Genomic DNA, 17,335 nt, shown 5'->3' on the forward strand with positions numbered 1-17,335 from the left:
ATGCGCCACGTCGTCGCGCGCGGCGTCGAAGTGGCGACACCGGAGAACGGACACAGCGTGCACGCCGACGTACGCGGCCTACGGCCGGCGGCGGACTACTTCTACCGATTCCGTGCGGGCGGTTGCATGTCGGCGATCGGGCGCACACGTACCGCTCCGGCGCACGGAAGTCGGCTGAGTGCATTGACTTTCGCATTCGCCTCGTGCCAATCGTGGGCTGACGGCCACTATCCCGCGTACGTCGGCGTGCACGCTGTGTCCGTTCTCCGGTGTCGCCACTTCGACGCCGCGCGCGACGACGTGGCGCATCCCATGGTCGGTGGCGATCTCCCACTCGACCGGTACCGGAAGCAGGCCCATCGCTCCGCCGCGGGCGAGCGGATCGGCGGCCAGCCGTGTCCACAGGACCACGCCGTCGGGAAGCGGATCGCCTGATGCCACACCGAGCGTGAACAGGTCACTGCCACGGCGTGGCGGGGGAGCCGACGCCGCGTCGGTCGTGAAAAGTGCGGGGACGGTTGCGATACCGGCCGCGACGCCCGCCCAGGTGAGAAATCGTCGGCGGGTGGTGCCGGCGTGGAGGGTCTTGTCCCGATCGATCCGGAGGTCGGCCAGTGACGGGCGAGGTGAGATGTTCGGCATGCCGCCACCCGACCAAGAGAGGATGGACGTCGTCCTACCCGCCGTCGGCATCGCGGTGATGGGATGGTGAAGTTCGTGAAACCGCATGCGCCATATGTCCGATTCGAGACCGTTGTTACACTGCAGCGGCGTCGGTTCTCCAGCCGAGATCGTCGGTGAGAGCCAAGAGGGAATCTGGTGAGAATCCAGAGCTGCCCCGCAGCGGTAACGGAAACGAAGGCGTTCAACAGCACTGGGCCTGCGGCTCGGGAAGCGATCGTCGGTAGGTGGCACATCACGTGCCGTGTCCGAAGTCCGAAGACCTGCCGACGTGGCCGCCGGGCGCAGGCGGTCCCATCGACTTCGCGGGACATGGTCGGTGTTGAACTCGCGTGGTCTTCGTCGACCCCGCGTGGCGACATCTGCTGTACCCGCTCCGGGCTGATCAGGAGGGCGGACATGTCGGCGCGCACTGCGAACCCTCGGGATACCTGGGCGCGACCGGTCTCCGTGGTCATCGGCTGCGGTGTAGCGCTCGTCGTGGCCGCGGCGTGCGGCGTCGCATACGGAACCGTGGGGATCGGTTGGTCCGTATCGCTGCGGATGGTGTGGGCAGCTATCACCGGGGGACCGGTCTCGTCGGTCGACGCCGCGTCGTACTGGATCGTCGTGGACTCGCGTGTGCCACGGGTGCTGACGGGAGCGCTGGTGGGTGCCGGTTTGGCGGTGGTCGGCGTGATCGTGCAGGCGATGGTGCGCAATCCGCTGGCGGACCCCTATGTGCTCGGGATCTCGTCGGGTGCGTCGGTCGGAGCCACCGCCGTCGTGCTGTTCGGGGTCTTCTCGGGTCTCGGCCTGTATGCGTTGCCGACCGCGGCATTCCTCGGCGCACTGGTGGCGACGTTGCTCGTCTTCGGAATTGCACAGCGTGGCGGAGGTCTCACACCACTGCGGCTCGTGTTGACGGGAACCGCTCTGGGATACGGGTTCTCGGCTCTGACCACTGTGCTCATCTTCTTACGTCCGGTGGGTGATGCCGCACGGAGTGTCATGTTCTGGCTGCTCGGCAGTCTTGCTGCGGCAACATGGCATTCGGTTGCGCTGGTCGCGGTCGTGGTGGTCATCGGGATAGGTGTGGTCGCAGCGAGAGCACGACAACTCAACGCGCTGGCGATGGGCGACGAGGTCGCCGCGTCGCTCGGCATACGGGCGTCACGGTTTCGGCTCGAGCTCTTCGTCATCGCCGCGCTGATGACCGGGTTCATCGTCTCTGTCTGCGGCGCAATCGGATTCGTCGGTCTCATCGTGCCGCACGTGACCCGTATGGTTGTCGGTGCGGATCACCGCAAGATCATTCTCGTCGCCCCGGTGCTGGGGGCGCTGTTCCTTGTCGTCGCCGACCTGATGGCGCGGATTGTCGTTCCACCGCAGGAGATTCCGCTCGGGGCGATCACGGCTGCGGTGGGTGTGCCGGTGTTCCTCGGGCTGATGCAACGTCGACGTACCCGGATCGACTCATGAGTGCCGTCGAGTACGACGCGGTCACAGTCGATATCGATGGCACCGTCATCGTTCGCGACGCATCGTTTTCGGTCGACTCCGGGGAGTTCCTCGGGGTGATCGGACCGAACGGCAGCGGTAAATCGACCCTGCTTCGATGCGTTTACCGCGCGCTGGCACCGTTGGGTGGCAGTGTGCGAGTCGACGGCCGCGACGTGCGTGCGGTGAGTATGCGGGAGAACGCACGACGAGTCGCCGCGCTCACCCAATCAACCTCGCTCGACTTCGATTTCACCGCGTCAGAGGTTGTCGCGACGGGACGGCTGCCGCACCGCGAACTGGGTGCGGCGGCCCGTGCCCGCGACCGCCAGGTGTGCGAGGCGGCGATGTCCACGGCCGGCGTCGAGATGTTCGCGGATCGTGTGTTCACCACGCTCTCCGGCGGAGAGGCGCAGCGCGTACTCATCGCGCGCGCATTCGCGCAGGAGCCCAACGTACTGATCCTCGATGAGCCGACCAATCGCCTTGATATCCGCCACCAGTTCGACATCCTCGGTGCGGCGCGCGGACGCGGGGTCACCGTCATTGCGGCGCTGCACGACCTCAACATGGCGGCACAGTACTGCAGCACGCTCGCTGTTGTGCTCGACGGGACGATCGCGTGCATCGGGCCACCGGACGAACTCCTCACCACGACGAACATCGCCAAGTGGTACGGCGTTGGTGCGTACGTCGTCGCCCACCCCCGCTCGGGCGTTCCGCAGATCATCTTCGACGACCAAGTCCCACAAGCCATCTCCGAGGAAGAGCACTCATGACAGCGCCTACGACCAGGACAACACTCAGCAGACCGCGCGCACTCGTCGTGTCTGCGCTTGCCGCGATGACCGTGGTCTCCGGTTGCGGCGCTGACGTCGAGTCGTCGACTCCGGAATCGTTGGGAGAGCAGGTCACGGTAACCAATTGTGGTGCACCGCTTAGGGTTAGCGGTGTACCGGATCGTGCGGTGACGAACGACACGGGGATCACAGAGCTGATGTTCGCGCTCGGATTGGGCGACCGGATGGTCGGCTACACCACGTACGAGGGCAAAGAGCGAGATATCGAATCATCTCCGTGGCGAGCGGATTTCGAGAAGACAAGGTCACTGGGCACGGCGTTCTCCCGGGAGATCATCGCCGCTGCGCGGCCCGACTTCGTCTTTGCGGGCTGGAACTACGGGTTCAAGGAATCGACCGGCGTCACCCCCGACTGGGTGCGTTCGACCGGTGCCGTGCCATACCAGCTGACCGAAGCCTGTCGCCAGGCAGGCACCACCAAGCGCGGCGTCGTTCGACCCCTCGATGCGTTGTACGCGGACCTGTCGAATCTGGGGCAGATCTTCGGCGTTAGTGGTCGGGCCGCGGCGCTGACCGCCGACTATCGCAAGCAAGTCGAGGCTGCGCGTGTGGGGGCGCCTGCCGAGTCCGCAGCAGCGCGGGTCTTCCTCTTCGACAGCGCCGATCCGACGCCGTTCACCTCGGGTCGGAATGCGGCACCGGATCAGATCATCGCCGAAGCCGGTGGACGCAACATCTTCGGCGATATCGACGACTCCTGGACGTCGGCATCATGGGAGGCGGCTGCGCAGCGCGATCCGCAGGTCATCGTCATCGTCGATTACGGGGCGGGGCCGCAGAACACCGTCGAGGCCAAGATCCGGCAACTCGAGTCGCAACCGTTGATGGCGCAGACAACCGCAGTGCGAGAGCGCCGCTACATCTCGTTTCCGTATGCGGCGCTCGTCGAGGGGCCGCGTAACCCGCAGACCATCACGGCGCTTGCCGAGTACTTGCGATCGCAGTCGCTCTGACCAGGCCGTCGGCAGACGGCGGCTCGGAGGTGAGGTGCGCTCAGGCCGCGACGACCAGCCAGACCGCGATGTAGTGCAGTAGCGCGGCGATGGCTGTGCAGACGTGGAACACCTCGTGATGGCCGAACGTCGTCGGCCAGGGATTGGGCCAGCGCAGTGCGTAGAGCACTCCGCCGACGCTGTAGAAGACCCCGCCGACCGCGAGGAGGATCAGTACGAGCCAACCGACATGTGCGACGAGCGTCGGGGCGACGACGATGATGACCCACCCGAGCAGGATGTAGAGCGTGACTCCGAGCCAGCGGGGCGCGCCAGGCCACGCGATCTTCAGTGCGACACCGGCGAGCGCGCCGACCCAGACGATGCCGAGCACCCACCACCGCATCGGACTCGGCAGACCCATCAGACAGAACGGCGTGTAGGTACCAGCGATGAACACGAAGATCATCGAGTGGTCGGCACGCTTCATGTGTACCTGCGCGCTCAGCGATTTCCACGCGACGCGGTGATACGACGCCGAGGTCGCGAAGAGTCCCACGACGGTTGCCGCGTAGACGGCACAGGCCACCGCGCCTCCCGGTCCACGTAGCCAGCCTGCGCCGATGACAAGGGCGATACCCGCGACCACTGAGACGTAGGCCGACCACTGATGAATGACGCCGCGGAGGCGAGGTCTGTCGGCGACAGCGGTCACCAGGGCTGAGTTCACGTAAGCTACGGTACCGTAACTTTGTGTGAGAACGCTGTCAGCCGAGTGCGGCGATGATCGCTGTGAGCTGGTCGACGTCGATAGGCGTCGGCTGATAGATGCACACCTCGTCGACGCGGACGTCGAGATCGCGCAGCGCGTCGAATGCGTCGACGCGGGCCCGGATCTGCTGTGCGACGTCTGCGGGACCACCGACAGCGGCGATCGTGTGCAGTAGCTCGTCGTCGATGAGATCGGCCATCTCAGCCCACCGCCCCTGCTTCGACAGCGCATTGAGTTCTGGCTGCAGCCGCTCGGCGCCATGCGCTGCGAGGACGGGCCGGTAGGCGGGCGTCGAGCCGTAGAAGGCGAGGAGTCGTCGCGCGGCGCTGTGGTCGGTGCCCACCGACACGATCACCTCGGGGATCACGGTGAAGCCGCGGCTGTGATCGCGTGCGGCGAGACCGCGTCGAATGTTCGGGACGGTCGTCGATGCCAGAAAGTCGGCGGTGGAAAACGGCATCACCAACACCCCGTCGGCGTGCTTTGCCGCGGCGCGGGTCATCAACGGCCCGAGTGCGCCGACGAATACCGGCGGCCGACCGAACGGGTTGGGTCCGGGGTTGAAGGTCGGCGTCATCAAGGTGTGACGGTGATAGGCCCCTTCATGGCGCAGCGGAGCTCCGGTCTCCCACGTATCGAAGATGGCGTTGATGGCGCCGACCTTGTCGGCCATGCGGCCCACGGGGTCGTCGAAATCAGCGCCGAACCGCTTCTCGATCTGCGGGCGTATCTGCGTACCCAAACCGAGTCGAAATCTGCCGCCGGAGAGCAACTGAAGGTCGTTGGCCGCGTGTGCGAGGTGAATCGGGTTGCGCGGGAACGCAATTGCGACGTTGGTCAGCAGGGTCAATTCCGGCACCGACGCCGCAACGACGAGCGGCGTGAACACATCGTGTGGACCCTCGAAGGTGAACACCCCCGCTGCACCCGCGCGGGCGAGATCGGTGGCACGCTGTGCTGCGCCCGTCGGCTCGAACAGGGCGGTCGTCACGGCGATCGGAGTCATGTCGCGTCGGCGTCGTTGTAGCGGCGCAACAGCGTTGCGAACAGTTCGAGATCATCCTGCGTCCACGCGTCGAGCCTGCGTGCGATGGCGTCTCCACTGCGTCGGCGGATCTCGCTCAGGGTGTCGAGAGCCTCCTGCGTCACCTCCAACGACTGCGACCTCGACGACGTCGCGTCCTGCGTGCGGCGCAGCAGGCCACGGCGACGGAGTTCGCCGAGTTGGCGGCTGGCCGTCGACTTGTCGATGTTCGCGGCCCGAGCCAGCGATGCCGCGTTGATTCCCGGGTTGTCCGAGATCAGCGCGAGGAGGGAGAACTCGACGAAGGTCAGGCCGCCCTCGGCGTAGATGTCGCGGGCGCCGTTGCGCAGCCGCCGCGACAGCGTGACCAATTCCTGCCCGACCACTTCGGCGGCATCGGGTTGCTCGGGTGAAGCCATAGTTGTATATTACAACCTATCCAAGTTGCATTCTGCAACCATTCCTGATGAACGATCGTGTTCCCGACTAGCCCAGAAGGTAATCGATGTCCGCTGCTCCCACCCATGCGTTGTCGGTCAAGACCATCGCGTCGCACGTCGCCGTTCCGCTCGTCATCGGTGCCGTGATGGCACTCGCCTATCTCGGCGGATTCCACAAGCCCGATCCGCACGATCTGCGCATCGATGTGGTCGGTGCCGGTACATCGACCCAGGTGACCGCACAGACTCTCCAGCAACAACTCGGCGACCGCGTCTCGATCCGGACCGTTGCCACCGCCGATGAGGCGCGCGGGGCCATCGAGCGCCGGGAGATCGCGGCGGCTTTCGAGCCGAAGGCCGACACTCCGGTCCTCTACGTGTCGACAGCGGCGTCGGATCCCACAGCGGTCACGGTCGAACGGATCTTCAACGGCATCACGATCGCCAAGGACCAACCACTGAAGATCGTCGACGTCGTGCAGGCCGATCCGCAGCGCGATCCATCCGGACAGAGCATCTTCTTCTTCCTGGTGGCACTCACCGTCGGCTCGTACGGATGTGGAATCGCGATCGCCGTCGCCGCAGGTGGACGCAGGATTCGCGTGCGTCTCGGATTCGCGGCGGTCTGCTCGGTGATCTCTGCCGCGGTGACCACGGCGATTGCCGTGTGGGTGTTCGACGCCCTGCCGGGTGCACAGTGGCAGATCTTCGGGCTGTCGATCCTCTACGCGCTGGCCACCATGCTGTTCGCGATCGGATTGCACCCATTCATCGGTCGATTCACGACGCTGGCGATGGTCACGATCTTCGTCGGGTTGAACTTCACGACCAGCGGCGGCGTGTTCGCGCCTGCCCTGCAACCGAAGTTCTTCGCCGTCCTCCATGACTTCTGGATCGGTGCGGGTCTGAACGAGGCATCGCGCAACCTGGCCTATTTCCCCGAGGTCTCCAGCGCGGGCGACATCGCGAAGATCATCGGCTGGCTCGTCGTCGGTGCCGCGCTGGTCGGCATTGTCGCGCTGCGGGACCGTCGAAACGTCGGAGATGGCGCGGTAGAAGCGAGTCCGGCCGCTGCCGGGCGGCACGAGGGCGACCAGCTCACCGAGGAGGAGGCCGAAGAACTCGCCGAGGATGTCGTGGCCTGATTCAGTGTGCCCTTACAGGTGAGGTCTAATCTGGTTCGCGATGAAACTCCTACCCGATCGTCTGCGTCGGCCGATGCTCTCCGTGTACGAGCGGCGGCTGATCCAGTTGACGGACGAGAACCGCTTGCCCCAGCATGTGGCGATCATCTGCGACGGCAATCGACGATGGGCCCGCGAGGCGGGCTTCGAAGATGTCAGTCACGGACATCGGGTGGGCGCGCAGCGCATCGCCGAGATGCTCGAGTGGTGCGCCGAGCTGGGCATCGAGACGGTCACCATCTATCTGCTGTCCACCGAGAATCTGCAGCGCGCCTCCGACGAACTCGACGCGCTGATGGAGATAGTGCCCGACATCGTCGACGAGATCGCCACCCCTGACGGGCACTGGCGGGTTCGCATCGTCGGAACCCTCGATCAGCTCCCCGATACCGCGGCCCAGCGTCTGCGCAACGCCGCTGAACGCACTCTCGACAGGTCGGGCATGAACGTCAACGTGGCGGTCGGATACGGGGGCCGGCAGGAGATCGCCGACGCCGTGCGCGCGGTCCTCGTGCAGAAGGCCGAGGCGGGTGCGACCGTCGACGAACTCGTCGACGCGGTCACCGTCGAGGCGATCGATCGCAACCTGTACACCAAGGGACAGCCCGACCCCGATCTGGTCATCAGGACGTCGGGGGAGCAGCGGCTGTCCGGATTCCTGCTGTGGCAGAGCGCGTACTCGGAGATCTGGTTCACCGACGCCTATTGGCCCGAGTTCCGTCGGGTCGATTTCCTGCGTGCGCTGCGCGACTACTCCGCGCGCAGTCGGCGATTCGGCAAGTGATCTTCGAGTAGCTCGATGAGCGCTGTCACGTCGGCGTCGAATGTCGAGACCGGCGGCGTGCCGAAGCCGACGAGGATTCCTCCGGTCGGCTCACCATGGGCGTCGTGAAGTCGCGGGGCATCCGGATGGCGCAGCACGTCGAGTCCACCGAGCGAGAATCCCCGTTCGTAAGTTGCCGCGAGTACCGACGCCTCCACATCGACGGGAACGGGTATCACCGCATGGAGCCCGGCGGAGATGCCCATCGTCGCGATCCCGTGCGCGCCCAGCCGCTCGATCAGTGCCTGCCTGCGGCGTCGATAAAACTGTCGACTGCTTCGGATGTGCTTGTCGTAGGAGCCGGTCTCGATCATGTCGGCCAGGGCAAGCTGATCGACGATGCTCGCATCCGGTTCGCGCATTCCCTTGGCTCACATCACAGTTGAGACCAGCGCCGGTGGTAGGACCAGCCAGCCGATGCGTACCGAGGGTGACAAGCTCTTGCTGACCGACCCCGTGTAGATGATGTGGTCGGGAGCCAGTGCCTGCATCGCGCCGACGGGTTCGCGGTCGTAGCGCAGTTCGCCGTCGTAGTCGTCTTCGATCAGGAATGTGTCTGTCGTCCTTGCCCACTCGGTTACAGCCGCACGTCGATGTGGAGCAAGCGACACCCCGATCGGGGACTGGTGGCTGGGGGTGACGAGGACGGCCTGAGGCTTCACCGCGAGGTCGGTCAGCGCTGTCACGTCTGCGCCGTCGTGGTCGACCGGGATGGGTGACACGACCGCGCCGTACTGTGTGAACGCGTCTCGAAAGAAGGGCAGACCGTACGCCTCGGTCGCGACGGAGTCACGAAAAAGACTGCGTCCCAGTAGCTCCAACGCCGAGAGTACCGATGTGGTCAACACGATCTGGTCGGGATGTGCACGAACGCCACGCGCTCGGGCGAGATAGCCGGCGAGCGCGACGCGTAGCCGTTCACTGCCGTTGGGCAGCGTCGGACCGAAGGCGGAGTCGTCGGCGCTCGAGATCGCCCGTCGCATCGACCTGATCCATGCGGTGCGCGGGAACTGCGACGCGTTGGGCTGGCCGAGGGAGAAGTCATGTGCGACGCGCGGTGCGGACACTACGGTCGTGAACGATGCGCCTGCGGAACTCGGCGAACCGAAACCCGTTGCGACCGTGGTGCCTGCGCCCTGGCGCGCGGTCAGCCAACCTTCTGCGATCAGTTCGGAGTACACCGTCGAGACGGTTCCGCGAGCCAGGCCGAGATCGGCGGCGAGTGACCGGTAGGGAGGTAGGCGCGTGCCGGGTGCGAGGCGGCCATCCGCGATGGCGCTGCGCAGTTCGTCTGCGAGCCGAGATCGGAGTTGCGCGCTGCGGCCTCGAGTGGGTGCGTCGAAATCGGGCTGCAGATCGAGATAGAGGTCGGTCCCGAGTCGCTCGGCGAGCGCAGACCATCGATCACCTGTCATCACGCCTCCCGAATTGACGCAGAACACTACGTGTTGATTGAACCTCATTTCTGGATCAATCTGCCACTAGCGTTGACGGTGTTGCCCTTGGAGAAGGCAGGCACACAGACGATCCGCGAGAGGTAGGACTGATGACGACGGTGGTATTCGGCGCTAGCGGTGAGATCGGTGCGCTTCTCGCCCACGACCTCGAACGGCGAGGCGAGAAAGTGGTTCGCGCGCAACGGTCGTCGGGAGTCGACGCGCATGCGGGAACCGGCGTGCGGGAGGCGTGCGCGGGTGCCGACACGGTGATCGACTGCACCAACGTGATGACGACGCGCGGTTCGACAGCCGTCGACTTCTTCTCGACGGTTGCGCGCACGATCGCCGAGGCGGCCGTGGCGGCGGGTGTGCAACGAGTCGTGTGCGTGTCGATCATCAATGCCGCAGATCCGGCGGTGAACGCGAACTTCGGGTATTACCAGGGCAAAGCGGCCCAGGAGCAGACCTACGCCGACAACGTCGACGCCGGGCATCTGCAGATCATCCGGTCGGCCCAGTGGTACGAACTAGCCGATCAGATGCTCACCCGCGCACGACTCGATCCGATCGCCATGGTTCCGCGCATGGTGTGCCGCCCACTGGCCGCCGTCGACGCCGCCGGACTGATCGCAGACGCTGCGCTGTCCGACGACGCGTCGGACCGGCAGATCGCAGGACCCGAGGAGCACGACCTCGTCGATCTTGCTCGCGCCGTCGCCCAGCGCGCCGGATCGCCCCGATGGGTTGTGGCGATCCCGTTCGGCGGGAAAGCATTTCGCGACGGCGGACTGATGCCGCGCGGGGAGTTCGAGAAGGGCAAGACCACGTTCGACGAGTGGCTCGAGGCAACTCCACCCACTACAGAAAGGGTCAACCGATGATCACCACGGCAGAAGGAACCGCCACCACGCGCAGGCTCTGGATGCCCGCGCGAAATCCGAACGTCTACAAGGCGCTCGTCGCGTTGCAGCGTGCGTCGTCGGAGGGTCTGGACCCCGAGCTGATCGAGCTCATCAAGATCCGAGCCTCACAGCTCAACGGGTGTGCATACTGCCTGCGTATGCACGTCTCCGATGCACTGGAGATGGGAATCGACCCGATGGTCATCGGTCTGATCCCGGTCTGGCACGAGGCCGTCAATCATTTCGACGAGCGGCAGCGATCGGCGCTGGAGCTGACCGAATACGTGACCCGGATCGGCGAAGAGGGAGTTCCCGACGCCGCGTTCGACCGTGCGCGCGCAGTGTTCGACGAGGTGCAGCTCGGTCAGGTCGTCGCGTCGATCGTGATGATCAATGCCTGGAACCGCGTCGCCATCGCGTCGAAGTGTCCGTACGAGCTGGACGAACGGAAGTAGCGCCGCTGACTCGACGCTGAATGTGTGTCGAACGTAAGGATGTGGGTGCTGCAGCACCCACTTCTTTCGATTCGACACACATCTTCGCGCGGCCCACAGCTTCGCGCAGCCGTGCGAACTCACAACTTGCGCAGCCGGACCCGGTTGATGGAGTGGTCAGAATCCTTGCGCAGCACCAGAGTTGCGCGCGGGCGGGTGGGGAGTATGTTCTCCCGGAGGTTCGGCAGGTTGATCGACGTCCAGATGTCGCGGGCAGCGGCCCGCGCCTGGTCGTCGGTCAGTGACGAGTAGTGGTGGAAGTGCGAGTTGGGGTCGGCGAACGACGTCGACCGCATCTGCAGGAACCGCGAGATGTACCAGTTCTCGATGTCGGTGGTCTTCGCGTCGACGTAGATGGAGAAATCAAACAGGTCCGACACCATCAGCGTCGGACCTGTTTGCAGCACGTTGAGGCCTTCGAGGATCAGAATGTCGGGCTGGTGCACGTAGTGCATGACATCGGGGACGATGTCGTAGGTGAGGTGCGAATAGACCGGCGCTGTCACCTCACGCGCCCCCGACTTGACCTCGGTGACGAAGCGAAGCAGTCCCCTGCGATCGTAGGATTCGGGAAATCCCTTGCGGTGCATGATGCCTCGACGTTCGAGCTCACGCGTGGGCAACAGGAAGCCGTCGGTGGTGACGAGGTCGACCTTCGGGTGCGACTCCCAGCGGGCCAGGAGCGCTGCCATGATGCGGGCGGTCGTCGACTTTCCGACGGCGACGCTACCCGCGATCCCGATGACGAACGGAACCTGCTTGGTGGTCTGCCGATCACCGAGGAAGGTCGACGTCGCTGCAAACAAGCGCTGCCTCGCGGCGACCTGTAGGTGGATGAGTCGCGACAGCGGGAGATACACCTCGGCGACTTCTTGGAGGTCGACGTTCTCGCCCATACCGACGAGCTGGTCGAGCTCGTTCTCATTGAGCACCATCGGCATGGATTCACGCAGGTCACGCCATTGCTTGCGATCGAGTTCCAGATAAAGACTGGGATCGCGGCCGGTGGTGTCGCGCGCCATCAGAGGGCTCGTCCCATCGGCGATCGCGGGTCGCACCTCGTCGTCATGGCCTACAGCTTAGAAGGACGCGTCGACGCCGCTGTCGGTAGCCTTCCACCATGGCAACGGCGTACAGCGGTTCGGCAACCCCCGATACGGATCTGGTCACCGACTATTTGCGGCTCGGCCTCGCCTTCGACCGTCTCGAAGAGGGCTTCGTCGACGCCTACACCGGCGACCCCGCACTGCGCGCCGAGGTCGCGGGAGGCCCGGCCCCCGACCCCGCCGCACTGGCCGACCGTGCGCGCGGACTGCGATCCGAACTCCCTGCGGGTCTGGCCCCCGACCGGGCGGCGTTCGTCGATGCACATCTGCGCGCACTGGAATGTTCGGCACGCAAGTTCGCGGGCGAGCCCATCGGATTCGTCGACGAGGTGCGCGCCTACTTCGACGTCGACATCGCACCCGCCGACACCGACGATTATCGAAAGGCGCACGGCGAGTTGGCTTCTGCGCTCGGCACGCCGGATACGAGCGGGCCGGTGCTCGCTGACGCCTACGCCGCCTACCGTCGCGCCGACGAGATTCCGCCCGAGCGCGTCGACGAATGCGTCCGCGCCTTCAGTGGTGCGCTGCGGGAAAGGGTTCGCGACGTTTTCCCGTTGGCGGACAACGAGATCGTCGAATTCGAGGTGGTGACCGACAAGCCGTGGTCGGGCTTCAACTACTACCTCGGCAACTATCGGTCGCGGGTGGCGATCAATGCCGATCTCACGCAGTACATGTCGTCGTTGCCGCACCTCATCGCGCACGAGGCGTATCCCGGTCACCACACCGAGCACTGCAGAAAAGAGCAGATCCTCGTCGGCGGTGGGCAGACCGAGCAGACCATCTTCCTGGTCAACACGCCGCAATGTCTGATGGCCGAGGGCCTTGCCGACCACGCGCTGCACGCGGCCGTCGGCGACAACTGGGGACTCTGGGCGCAGGAGATCTACGCCGACCTCGGACTGCGATTCGACGGCGAGCGCGCGCAGCGGGTCGGCGCGGCGTCGTCGGGTCTGCTGACCGTACGCCAAGACGCCGCGCTGATGCTGCACGATCAGCACCTCGACGTCGACGTCGTCGCGGGCTTTCTGCAGCGGTGGCTGCTCGCGCCGTCGGAGCGGGCGCGACAGATGCTGCGGTTCCTGACGTCGCCGTTGTGGCGCGCATACATCTCGACCTACGTCGAGGGCTATCGGCTCCTGGGCGAGTGGCTCGAGCAGGTGCCGCAGGATGCGCGGCTCGCGCGATTCGGACGCCTTCTCGACGAACCCCTGACCCCAGCTCTGCTGCGTGCCGAACTGGGCCAATAGACTGGTCGCCATGAGCGAGAATCCCATCTCCGCGAACACCGCGAGCCTGAACTCGATGTCCCTGGCAGAGGTCGATCCCGACGTGGCGGCCGCGATGAACGGCGAACTGAGCCGCCAGCGCGACACACTCGAGATGATCGCCTCGGAAAACTTCGTTCCGCGTGCCGTGCTGCAGGCACAGGGCAGCGTCCTGACCAACAAGTACGCCGAGGGATATCCGGGTCGCCGCTACTACGGTGGCTGCGAGTACGTCGACGTCGTCGAGGACATCGCGCGCAACCGCGCGAAGGAACTCTTCGGAGCCGACTTCGCCAACGTTCAGCCGCATTCGGGAGCGCAGGCCAACGCCGCGGTCCTCATGGCACTCATGAACCCGGGGGAGCGGCTCCTGGGCCTCGACCTCGCGCACGGCGGTCACCTCACCCACGGCATGCGTCTGAACTTCTCGGGCAAGCTCTACGAGAACCACTTCTACGGCGTCAGCAAAGAAGACTTCCGCATCGACATGGACGAGGTGCGCAAGATCGCCCTCGACGTTCAGCCCAAGGTGATCGTGGCCGGCTGGTCGGCATACCCGCGCACCCTGGACTTCGACGCCTTCCGGTCGATCGCCGACGAGGTCGGGGCGTATCTGTGGACCGACATGGCTCACTTCGCCGGACTCGTCGCGGCCGGCCTGCACCCCAACCCGGTGCCTGCGTCGGATGTCGTCTCGTCGACGGTGCACAAGACTCTCGGCGGCCCGCGTTCGGGCATCATCCTGGCCAAGCAGGAGTGGGCCAAGAAGCTCAACTCGGCGGTGTTCCCCGGGCAGCAGGGCGGACCGCTCATGCACGCCATCGCGGGTAAGGCCGTCGCACTCAAGATCGCGGGCACCGAAGAGTTCGCCGATCGGCAGCGTCGTACGCTCTCGGGCGCCAAGATCCTCGCCGAGCGGTTGACCGGCTCCGACGTCGAGAAGTCGGGCGTCTCGGTCCTCACCGGCGGCACCGACGTCCACCTGGTCCTCGTCGACTTGCGTAACAGCACGCTCGACGGTCAGCAGGCAGAAGACCTCCTCCACGAGGTCGGAATCACGGTCAACCGCAACGCGGTGCCGTTCGATCCGCGTCCGCCGATGGTCACCTCCGGCCTGCGTATCGGTACGCCAGCACTCGCGACGCGCGGCTTCGGCGACGAGCAGTTCAGCGAGGTCGCCGACATCATCGCCACCGCGCTCGCAGCAGGGCCCGACGCCGACGTGTCTGCGCTGCGTGGCCGGGTCTCTCGCCTCGCACTCGACTTCCCGCTGTACGACGGGCTCGAGGAGTGGGGGCTGATGAGCCGGGTCTGACCTGGACATCTGGCCAGCTTCGAGATGCCGGGGCGGTTTGAAATCGCCGCCTACGCATCCGTATCCTTGGCGCGGTGAACGTACTGAGCGAAGACGAACTGATCATCGCGCTGGAGAAGGCCCTCCCCGAGGTGGCCGAGGATCACCAGCTCGCGTCTGCCGTGTGGAATCCGCACGAGTACGTGCCGTGGGACGACGGCCGGAACTTCGCCTTCATGGGCGGCGACGACTGGGACCCCTCGCAGCAGACGCTGTCCGACGAGACCGCAGCCGCGCTGCTCGCGTTGCTCCTGACCAAGGACAACCTGCCGTCGTATCACCGCATCCTGGCCAAGTACTTCCCGGCGTTCTCCGATTGGCGTCAGCTCGTCGGCGTGTGGACCGCCGAGGACAACCGCCACGCGGTTGTCCTGCGCGACTACCTCGTTGTCCGCCGCGCAATTGATCCGGTCGACGCCGAGGAGCGTCGTCGAGTCCACGTCACCGCCGGTTACCGCCAGAACGAGGCGCAGGTCGACGAACTCAAGCCGCTCGACGTGCTGGCGCTCATGGCCGTGCACGAGGCGCAGAGCGTGAAGTTCATCGAGAAGATGCAGGCGTCGGTCGCCGACGACATCCTCTCGCAGATCCTGCACAAGGTGGCGGGCGACGACGAGGTGTCGTCGCGCACCTTCGTCAACCTGCTCGGCGCGGGACTCGTCGCCGACCAGGACACGGCCGTGATCGCGCTCGACAAGGCGCTCGCACGCGGACTCGACGAACCGATCGGATTCGACGTCGTCGACTTCGACGAGCAGCGCGCACTGATCGCCGACTACCAGGACGAGGCCACGATCAACGCGATCGCGGCGTCGATCGTCGATCAGTTGAAGCTCGAAAGTGTCGACGGGCTGAACGACGAGGCAGCCGCGGCCAAGGCCAGAATTCTCGCTCGCGCCGGTCGCTGACCGACACATTTTCCCTGCTGACGGACGTATCGTCCCCGCGGCATCGCTTCTGCGCGTCGTGGTTCGACGATACGTCCGTTTACGCATATTTCACGTAGACACACCCGTTTACGACGCGCCGGAACGTCGTCATCCGCGTACGTTGACCAGTGACGGGCCGCGGGGAAGCGGTTCGTCCGGGAGGTTCACATCGTGGGTTGCACCAGCAGCACGAGGGGGCCGGCCCCGGTCCTCGTCCATCTCGGCTGACGCCGGGTAAAGGACAAGAACCAGCCGGTCATCGAAGAACTGGTTTGTGCGGGTGCCGCACAAACGTAGGAGCCCACGTGACCACACGCACCTACGTCCTCGACACCTCCGTGCTGCTCTCAGATCCCTGGGCAGTCACACGATTCGCTGAACACCACGTCATCTTGCCGTTGGTTGTCATCAGTGAACTCGAGGGCAAACGTCACCACCACGAGCTCGGATGGTTTGCACGTGAGGCATTGAGATTGCTCGACGACCTGCGGCTCGAGCACGGCCGACTCGACGTTCCGCTACCGATCGGCGACGAGGGCGGCACCCTGCAGGTCGAGCTCAACCACACCGATCCCGCGGTGTTGCCCGCCGGATTCCGCACCGACAGCAACGACTCCCGCATCCTCGCGTGCGCGCTCAACCTGCGCGCCGAGGGCAAAGACGTCACGCTGGTGTCCAAGGACACGCCGCTGCGCGTCAAGGCGGGTGCTGTCGGACTCGACGCCGACGAGTACCACGCACAGGATGTCGTCGTCTCCGGATGGTCGGGCATGGCGGAGCTCAACGTCGACCAGCCCGTGATCGACACCCTGTTCTCCGACGGGGTCGTCGACCTCGACGCTGCACGAGAACTGCCCTGCCACACGGGAGTTCGGCTGTTGGGCCACGGCTCGGCGAGTGCACTGGGCCGGGTCAACGAGGCCAAGCAGGTCCGGCTGGTCCGGGGCGACCGTGAAGCATTCGGACTGCACGGGCGGTCGGCTGAGCAGCGGGTCGCGCTCGATCTACTCCTCGACGACAGCGTCGGCATCGTGTCCCTCGGCGGCAAGGCGGGTACCGGAAAGTCGGCGCTCGCGCTGTGCGCCGGCCTCGAAGCCGTGCTCGAACGTCGGACGCAGCGCAAGGTCGTCGTGTTCCGTCCGCTGTACGCGGTCGGCGGCCAGCAGCTCGGCTACCTGCCCGGCGGCGAAGCCGAGAAGATGGGGCCGTGGGCGCAGGCGGTGTTCGACACGCTCGAAGGCCTCGCGTCGCCCGAGGTCATCGAAGAGGTGCTCAGCCGCGGAATGCTGGAAGTGTTGCCGCTCACGCACATTCGCGGTCGGTCACTGCACGACTCGTTCGTGATCGTCGACGAGGCGCAGTCCTTGGAGCGCAACGTACTGCTGACGGTGCTGTCCCGACTGGGCACGGGTTCGCGGGTGGTGCTCACCCACGACGTGGCGCAGCGCGACAACCTCCGCGTCGGACGCCACGACGGCGTCGCGGCGGTCATCGAGAAGCTCAAGGGCCACCCGCTGTTCGCGCACGTGACCCTGACGCGCAGCGAGCGCTCGCCGATCGCCGCGCTCGTCACCGACATGCTCGAGGAGTTCGCCCCGGGCGCGACGTACTGATCGCGAAGGTGGTCTCGACAAGCTCGACCAGC

At 65.6% G+C, this 17,335-nt stretch carries 18 protein-coding genes, 1 pseudogene and 1 riboswitch; of the genes and pseudogenes, 12 read left to right on the forward strand and 7 right to left on the reverse strand.

Going from position 1 to position 17,335, the window contains the following annotated elements:
* Nucleotides 1–141 (forward strand): annotated as a pseudogene (locus A5777_RS25890) (PhoD-like phosphatase N-terminal domain-containing protein); the annotation flags it as partial.
* On the opposite strand, the gene A5777_RS24495 reads toward A5777_RS25890, so the two are convergent.
* The gene (locus A5777_RS24495; RefSeq protein ID WP_442903071.1) at nt 79–729 is read right to left on the reverse strand and encodes a PhoD-like phosphatase N-terminal domain-containing protein; all 651 of its coding nucleotides are present in this window, start codon (nt 727–729) and stop codon (nt 79–81) included. The pseudogene A5777_RS25890 and the gene A5777_RS24495 sit on opposite strands and share 63 nt — an antisense overlap.
* A gap of 28 nt (nt 730–757) precedes the next feature.
* Nucleotides 758–966: riboswitch (cobalamin riboswitch) on the forward strand.
* Between the two features lie 114 nt (nt 967–1,080).
* Here A5777_RS24495 and A5777_RS23645 point away from each other — a divergent pair.
* Genes A5777_RS23645 through A5777_RS23655 form a run of 3 tightly spaced genes read left to right on the forward strand, consistent with a single transcriptional unit; the run spans nt 1,081 to nt 3,973 of the window.
* Nucleotides 1,081–2,142 carry a FecCD family ABC transporter permease gene (locus A5777_RS23645; protein ID WP_064865318.1) on the forward strand — a complete coding sequence of 354 codons (1,062 nt, stop codon included), beginning with the start codon at nt 1,081–1,083 and terminating at the stop codon, nt 2,140–2,142.
* On the forward strand, nt 2,139–2,939 hold the full coding sequence (locus tag A5777_RS23650; protein ID WP_064865282.1) for an ABC transporter ATP-binding protein: 801 nt from the start codon (nt 2,139–2,141) through the stop codon (nt 2,937–2,939). The genes A5777_RS23645 and A5777_RS23650 overlap by 4 nt, the downstream gene beginning before the upstream one ends.
* Nucleotides 2,936–3,973 (forward strand): ABC transporter substrate-binding protein, encoded by a 1,038-nt coding sequence (locus tag A5777_RS23655; RefSeq protein WP_442903070.1) that lies wholly within the window; start codon nt 2,936–2,938, stop codon nt 3,971–3,973. Before A5777_RS23650 ends, A5777_RS23655 begins: the two co-directional genes overlap by 4 nt.
* Nucleotides 3,974–4,013: 40 nt before the next feature.
* Here A5777_RS23655 and trhA read toward each other — a convergent pair whose 3' ends face one another.
* The 3 genes from trhA to A5777_RS23670 are packed head-to-tail and all read right to left on the reverse strand — an operon-like array spanning nt 4,014 to nt 6,167.
* Entirely contained in the window at nt 4,014–4,682 is a 669-nt protein-coding gene (gene trhA, locus A5777_RS23660) for a PAQR family membrane homeostasis protein TrhA (protein WP_064865286.1), read from the reverse strand.
* A 37-nt stretch (nt 4,683–4,719) separates the two neighbouring features.
* Nucleotides 4,720–5,730: a TIGR03617 family F420-dependent LLM class oxidoreductase gene (locus A5777_RS23665; protein ID WP_064865288.1), complete on the reverse strand. Its 1,011-nt coding sequence runs from the start codon at nt 5,728–5,730 to the stop codon at nt 4,720–4,722.
* Nucleotides 5,727–6,167: a MarR family winged helix-turn-helix transcriptional regulator gene (locus A5777_RS23670; RefSeq protein WP_064865291.1), complete on the reverse strand. Its 441-nt coding sequence runs from the start codon at nt 6,165–6,167 to the stop codon at nt 5,727–5,729. The genes A5777_RS23665 and A5777_RS23670 overlap by 4 nt, the downstream gene beginning before the upstream one ends.
* 86 nt (nt 6,168–6,253) lie before the next feature.
* Between A5777_RS23670 and A5777_RS23675 the strand changes: the two genes are divergently transcribed.
* Nucleotides 6,254–7,333: a hypothetical protein gene (locus A5777_RS23675; RefSeq protein ID WP_064865294.1), complete on the forward strand. Its 1,080-nt coding sequence runs from the start codon at nt 6,254–6,256 to the stop codon at nt 7,331–7,333.
* 40 nt (nt 7,334–7,373) lie between these two features.
* On the forward strand, nt 7,374–8,156 hold the full coding sequence (locus A5777_RS23680) for an isoprenyl transferase (protein ID WP_064865297.1): 783 nt from the start codon (nt 7,374–7,376) through the stop codon (nt 8,154–8,156).
* On the opposite strand, the gene A5777_RS25765 is transcribed toward A5777_RS23680, so the two are convergent.
* Nucleotides 8,123–8,557: a hypothetical protein gene (locus A5777_RS25765; protein ID WP_331710621.1), complete on the reverse strand. Its 435-nt coding sequence runs from the start codon at nt 8,555–8,557 to the stop codon at nt 8,123–8,125. The two genes, A5777_RS23680 and A5777_RS25765, sit on opposite strands and share 34 nt — an antisense overlap.
* Before the next feature lie 9 nt (nt 8,558–8,566).
* The gene (locus A5777_RS23685) at nt 8,567–9,610 is read right to left on the reverse strand and encodes an aminotransferase-like domain-containing protein (protein WP_331710622.1); all 1,044 of its coding nucleotides are present in this window, start codon (nt 9,608–9,610) and stop codon (nt 8,567–8,569) included.
* Nucleotides 9,611–9,741: 131 nt separating this feature from the next.
* Here A5777_RS23685 and A5777_RS23690 point away from each other — a divergent pair, with 131 nt between their 5' ends.
* Both A5777_RS23690 and A5777_RS23695 read left to right on the forward strand, forming a co-directional pair.
* Nucleotides 9,742–10,515, forward strand: coding sequence for an SDR family oxidoreductase (locus tag A5777_RS23690; protein ID WP_064865301.1), 774 nt, complete (start codon nt 9,742–9,744; stop codon nt 10,513–10,515).
* Nucleotides 10,512–10,991, forward strand: coding sequence for a carboxymuconolactone decarboxylase family protein (locus A5777_RS23695; protein WP_064865304.1), 480 nt, complete (start codon nt 10,512–10,514; stop codon nt 10,989–10,991). The genes A5777_RS23690 and A5777_RS23695 overlap by 4 nt, the downstream gene beginning before the upstream one ends.
* A gap of 119 nt (nt 10,992–11,110) precedes the next feature.
* Here A5777_RS23695 and coaA read toward each other — a convergent pair whose 3' ends face one another.
* A complete protein-coding gene (gene coaA / locus A5777_RS23700; protein WP_005202029.1) occupies nt 11,111–12,052 on the reverse strand; it encodes a type I pantothenate kinase in 942 nt (313 codons plus the stop codon).
* A 98-nt stretch (nt 12,053–12,150) separates the two neighbouring features.
* On the opposite strand from coaA, the gene A5777_RS23705 reads away from it, so the two are divergent.
* The 4 genes from A5777_RS23705 to A5777_RS23720 all read left to right on the forward strand — a co-directional run bounded on the left by A5777_RS23705 (nt 12,151) and on the right by A5777_RS23720 (nt 17,303).
* Nucleotides 12,151–13,389, forward strand: a complete 1,239-nt coding sequence (locus A5777_RS23705) for a hypothetical protein (RefSeq protein ID WP_064865307.1) — start codon at nt 12,151–12,153, stop codon at nt 13,387–13,389.
* Between the two features lie 55 nt (nt 13,390–13,444).
* On the forward strand, nt 13,445–14,722 hold the full coding sequence (glyA, locus tag A5777_RS23710) for a serine hydroxymethyltransferase (protein WP_039854270.1): 1,278 nt from the start codon (nt 13,445–13,447) through the stop codon (nt 14,720–14,722).
* 74 nt (nt 14,723–14,796) lie between these two features.
* Nucleotides 14,797–15,669, forward strand: coding sequence for an acyl-ACP desaturase (locus tag A5777_RS23715; protein ID WP_064865311.1), 873 nt, complete (start codon nt 14,797–14,799; stop codon nt 15,667–15,669).
* Between the two features lie 326 nt (nt 15,670–15,995).
* Complete coding sequence (locus A5777_RS23720; RefSeq protein WP_064865315.1) at nt 15,996–17,303, forward strand: PhoH family protein; 1,308 nt, start codon at nt 15,996–15,998, stop codon at nt 17,301–17,303.
* The last annotated feature ends 32 nt before the right edge of the window (nt 17,304–17,335 follow it).

Source organism: Gordonia sp. 852002-10350_SCH5691597, from assembly GCF_001665715.1.
In the GTDB taxonomy this organism is placed as follows: Bacteria; Actinomycetota; Actinomycetes; order Mycobacteriales; family Mycobacteriaceae; genus Gordonia; species Gordonia sputi.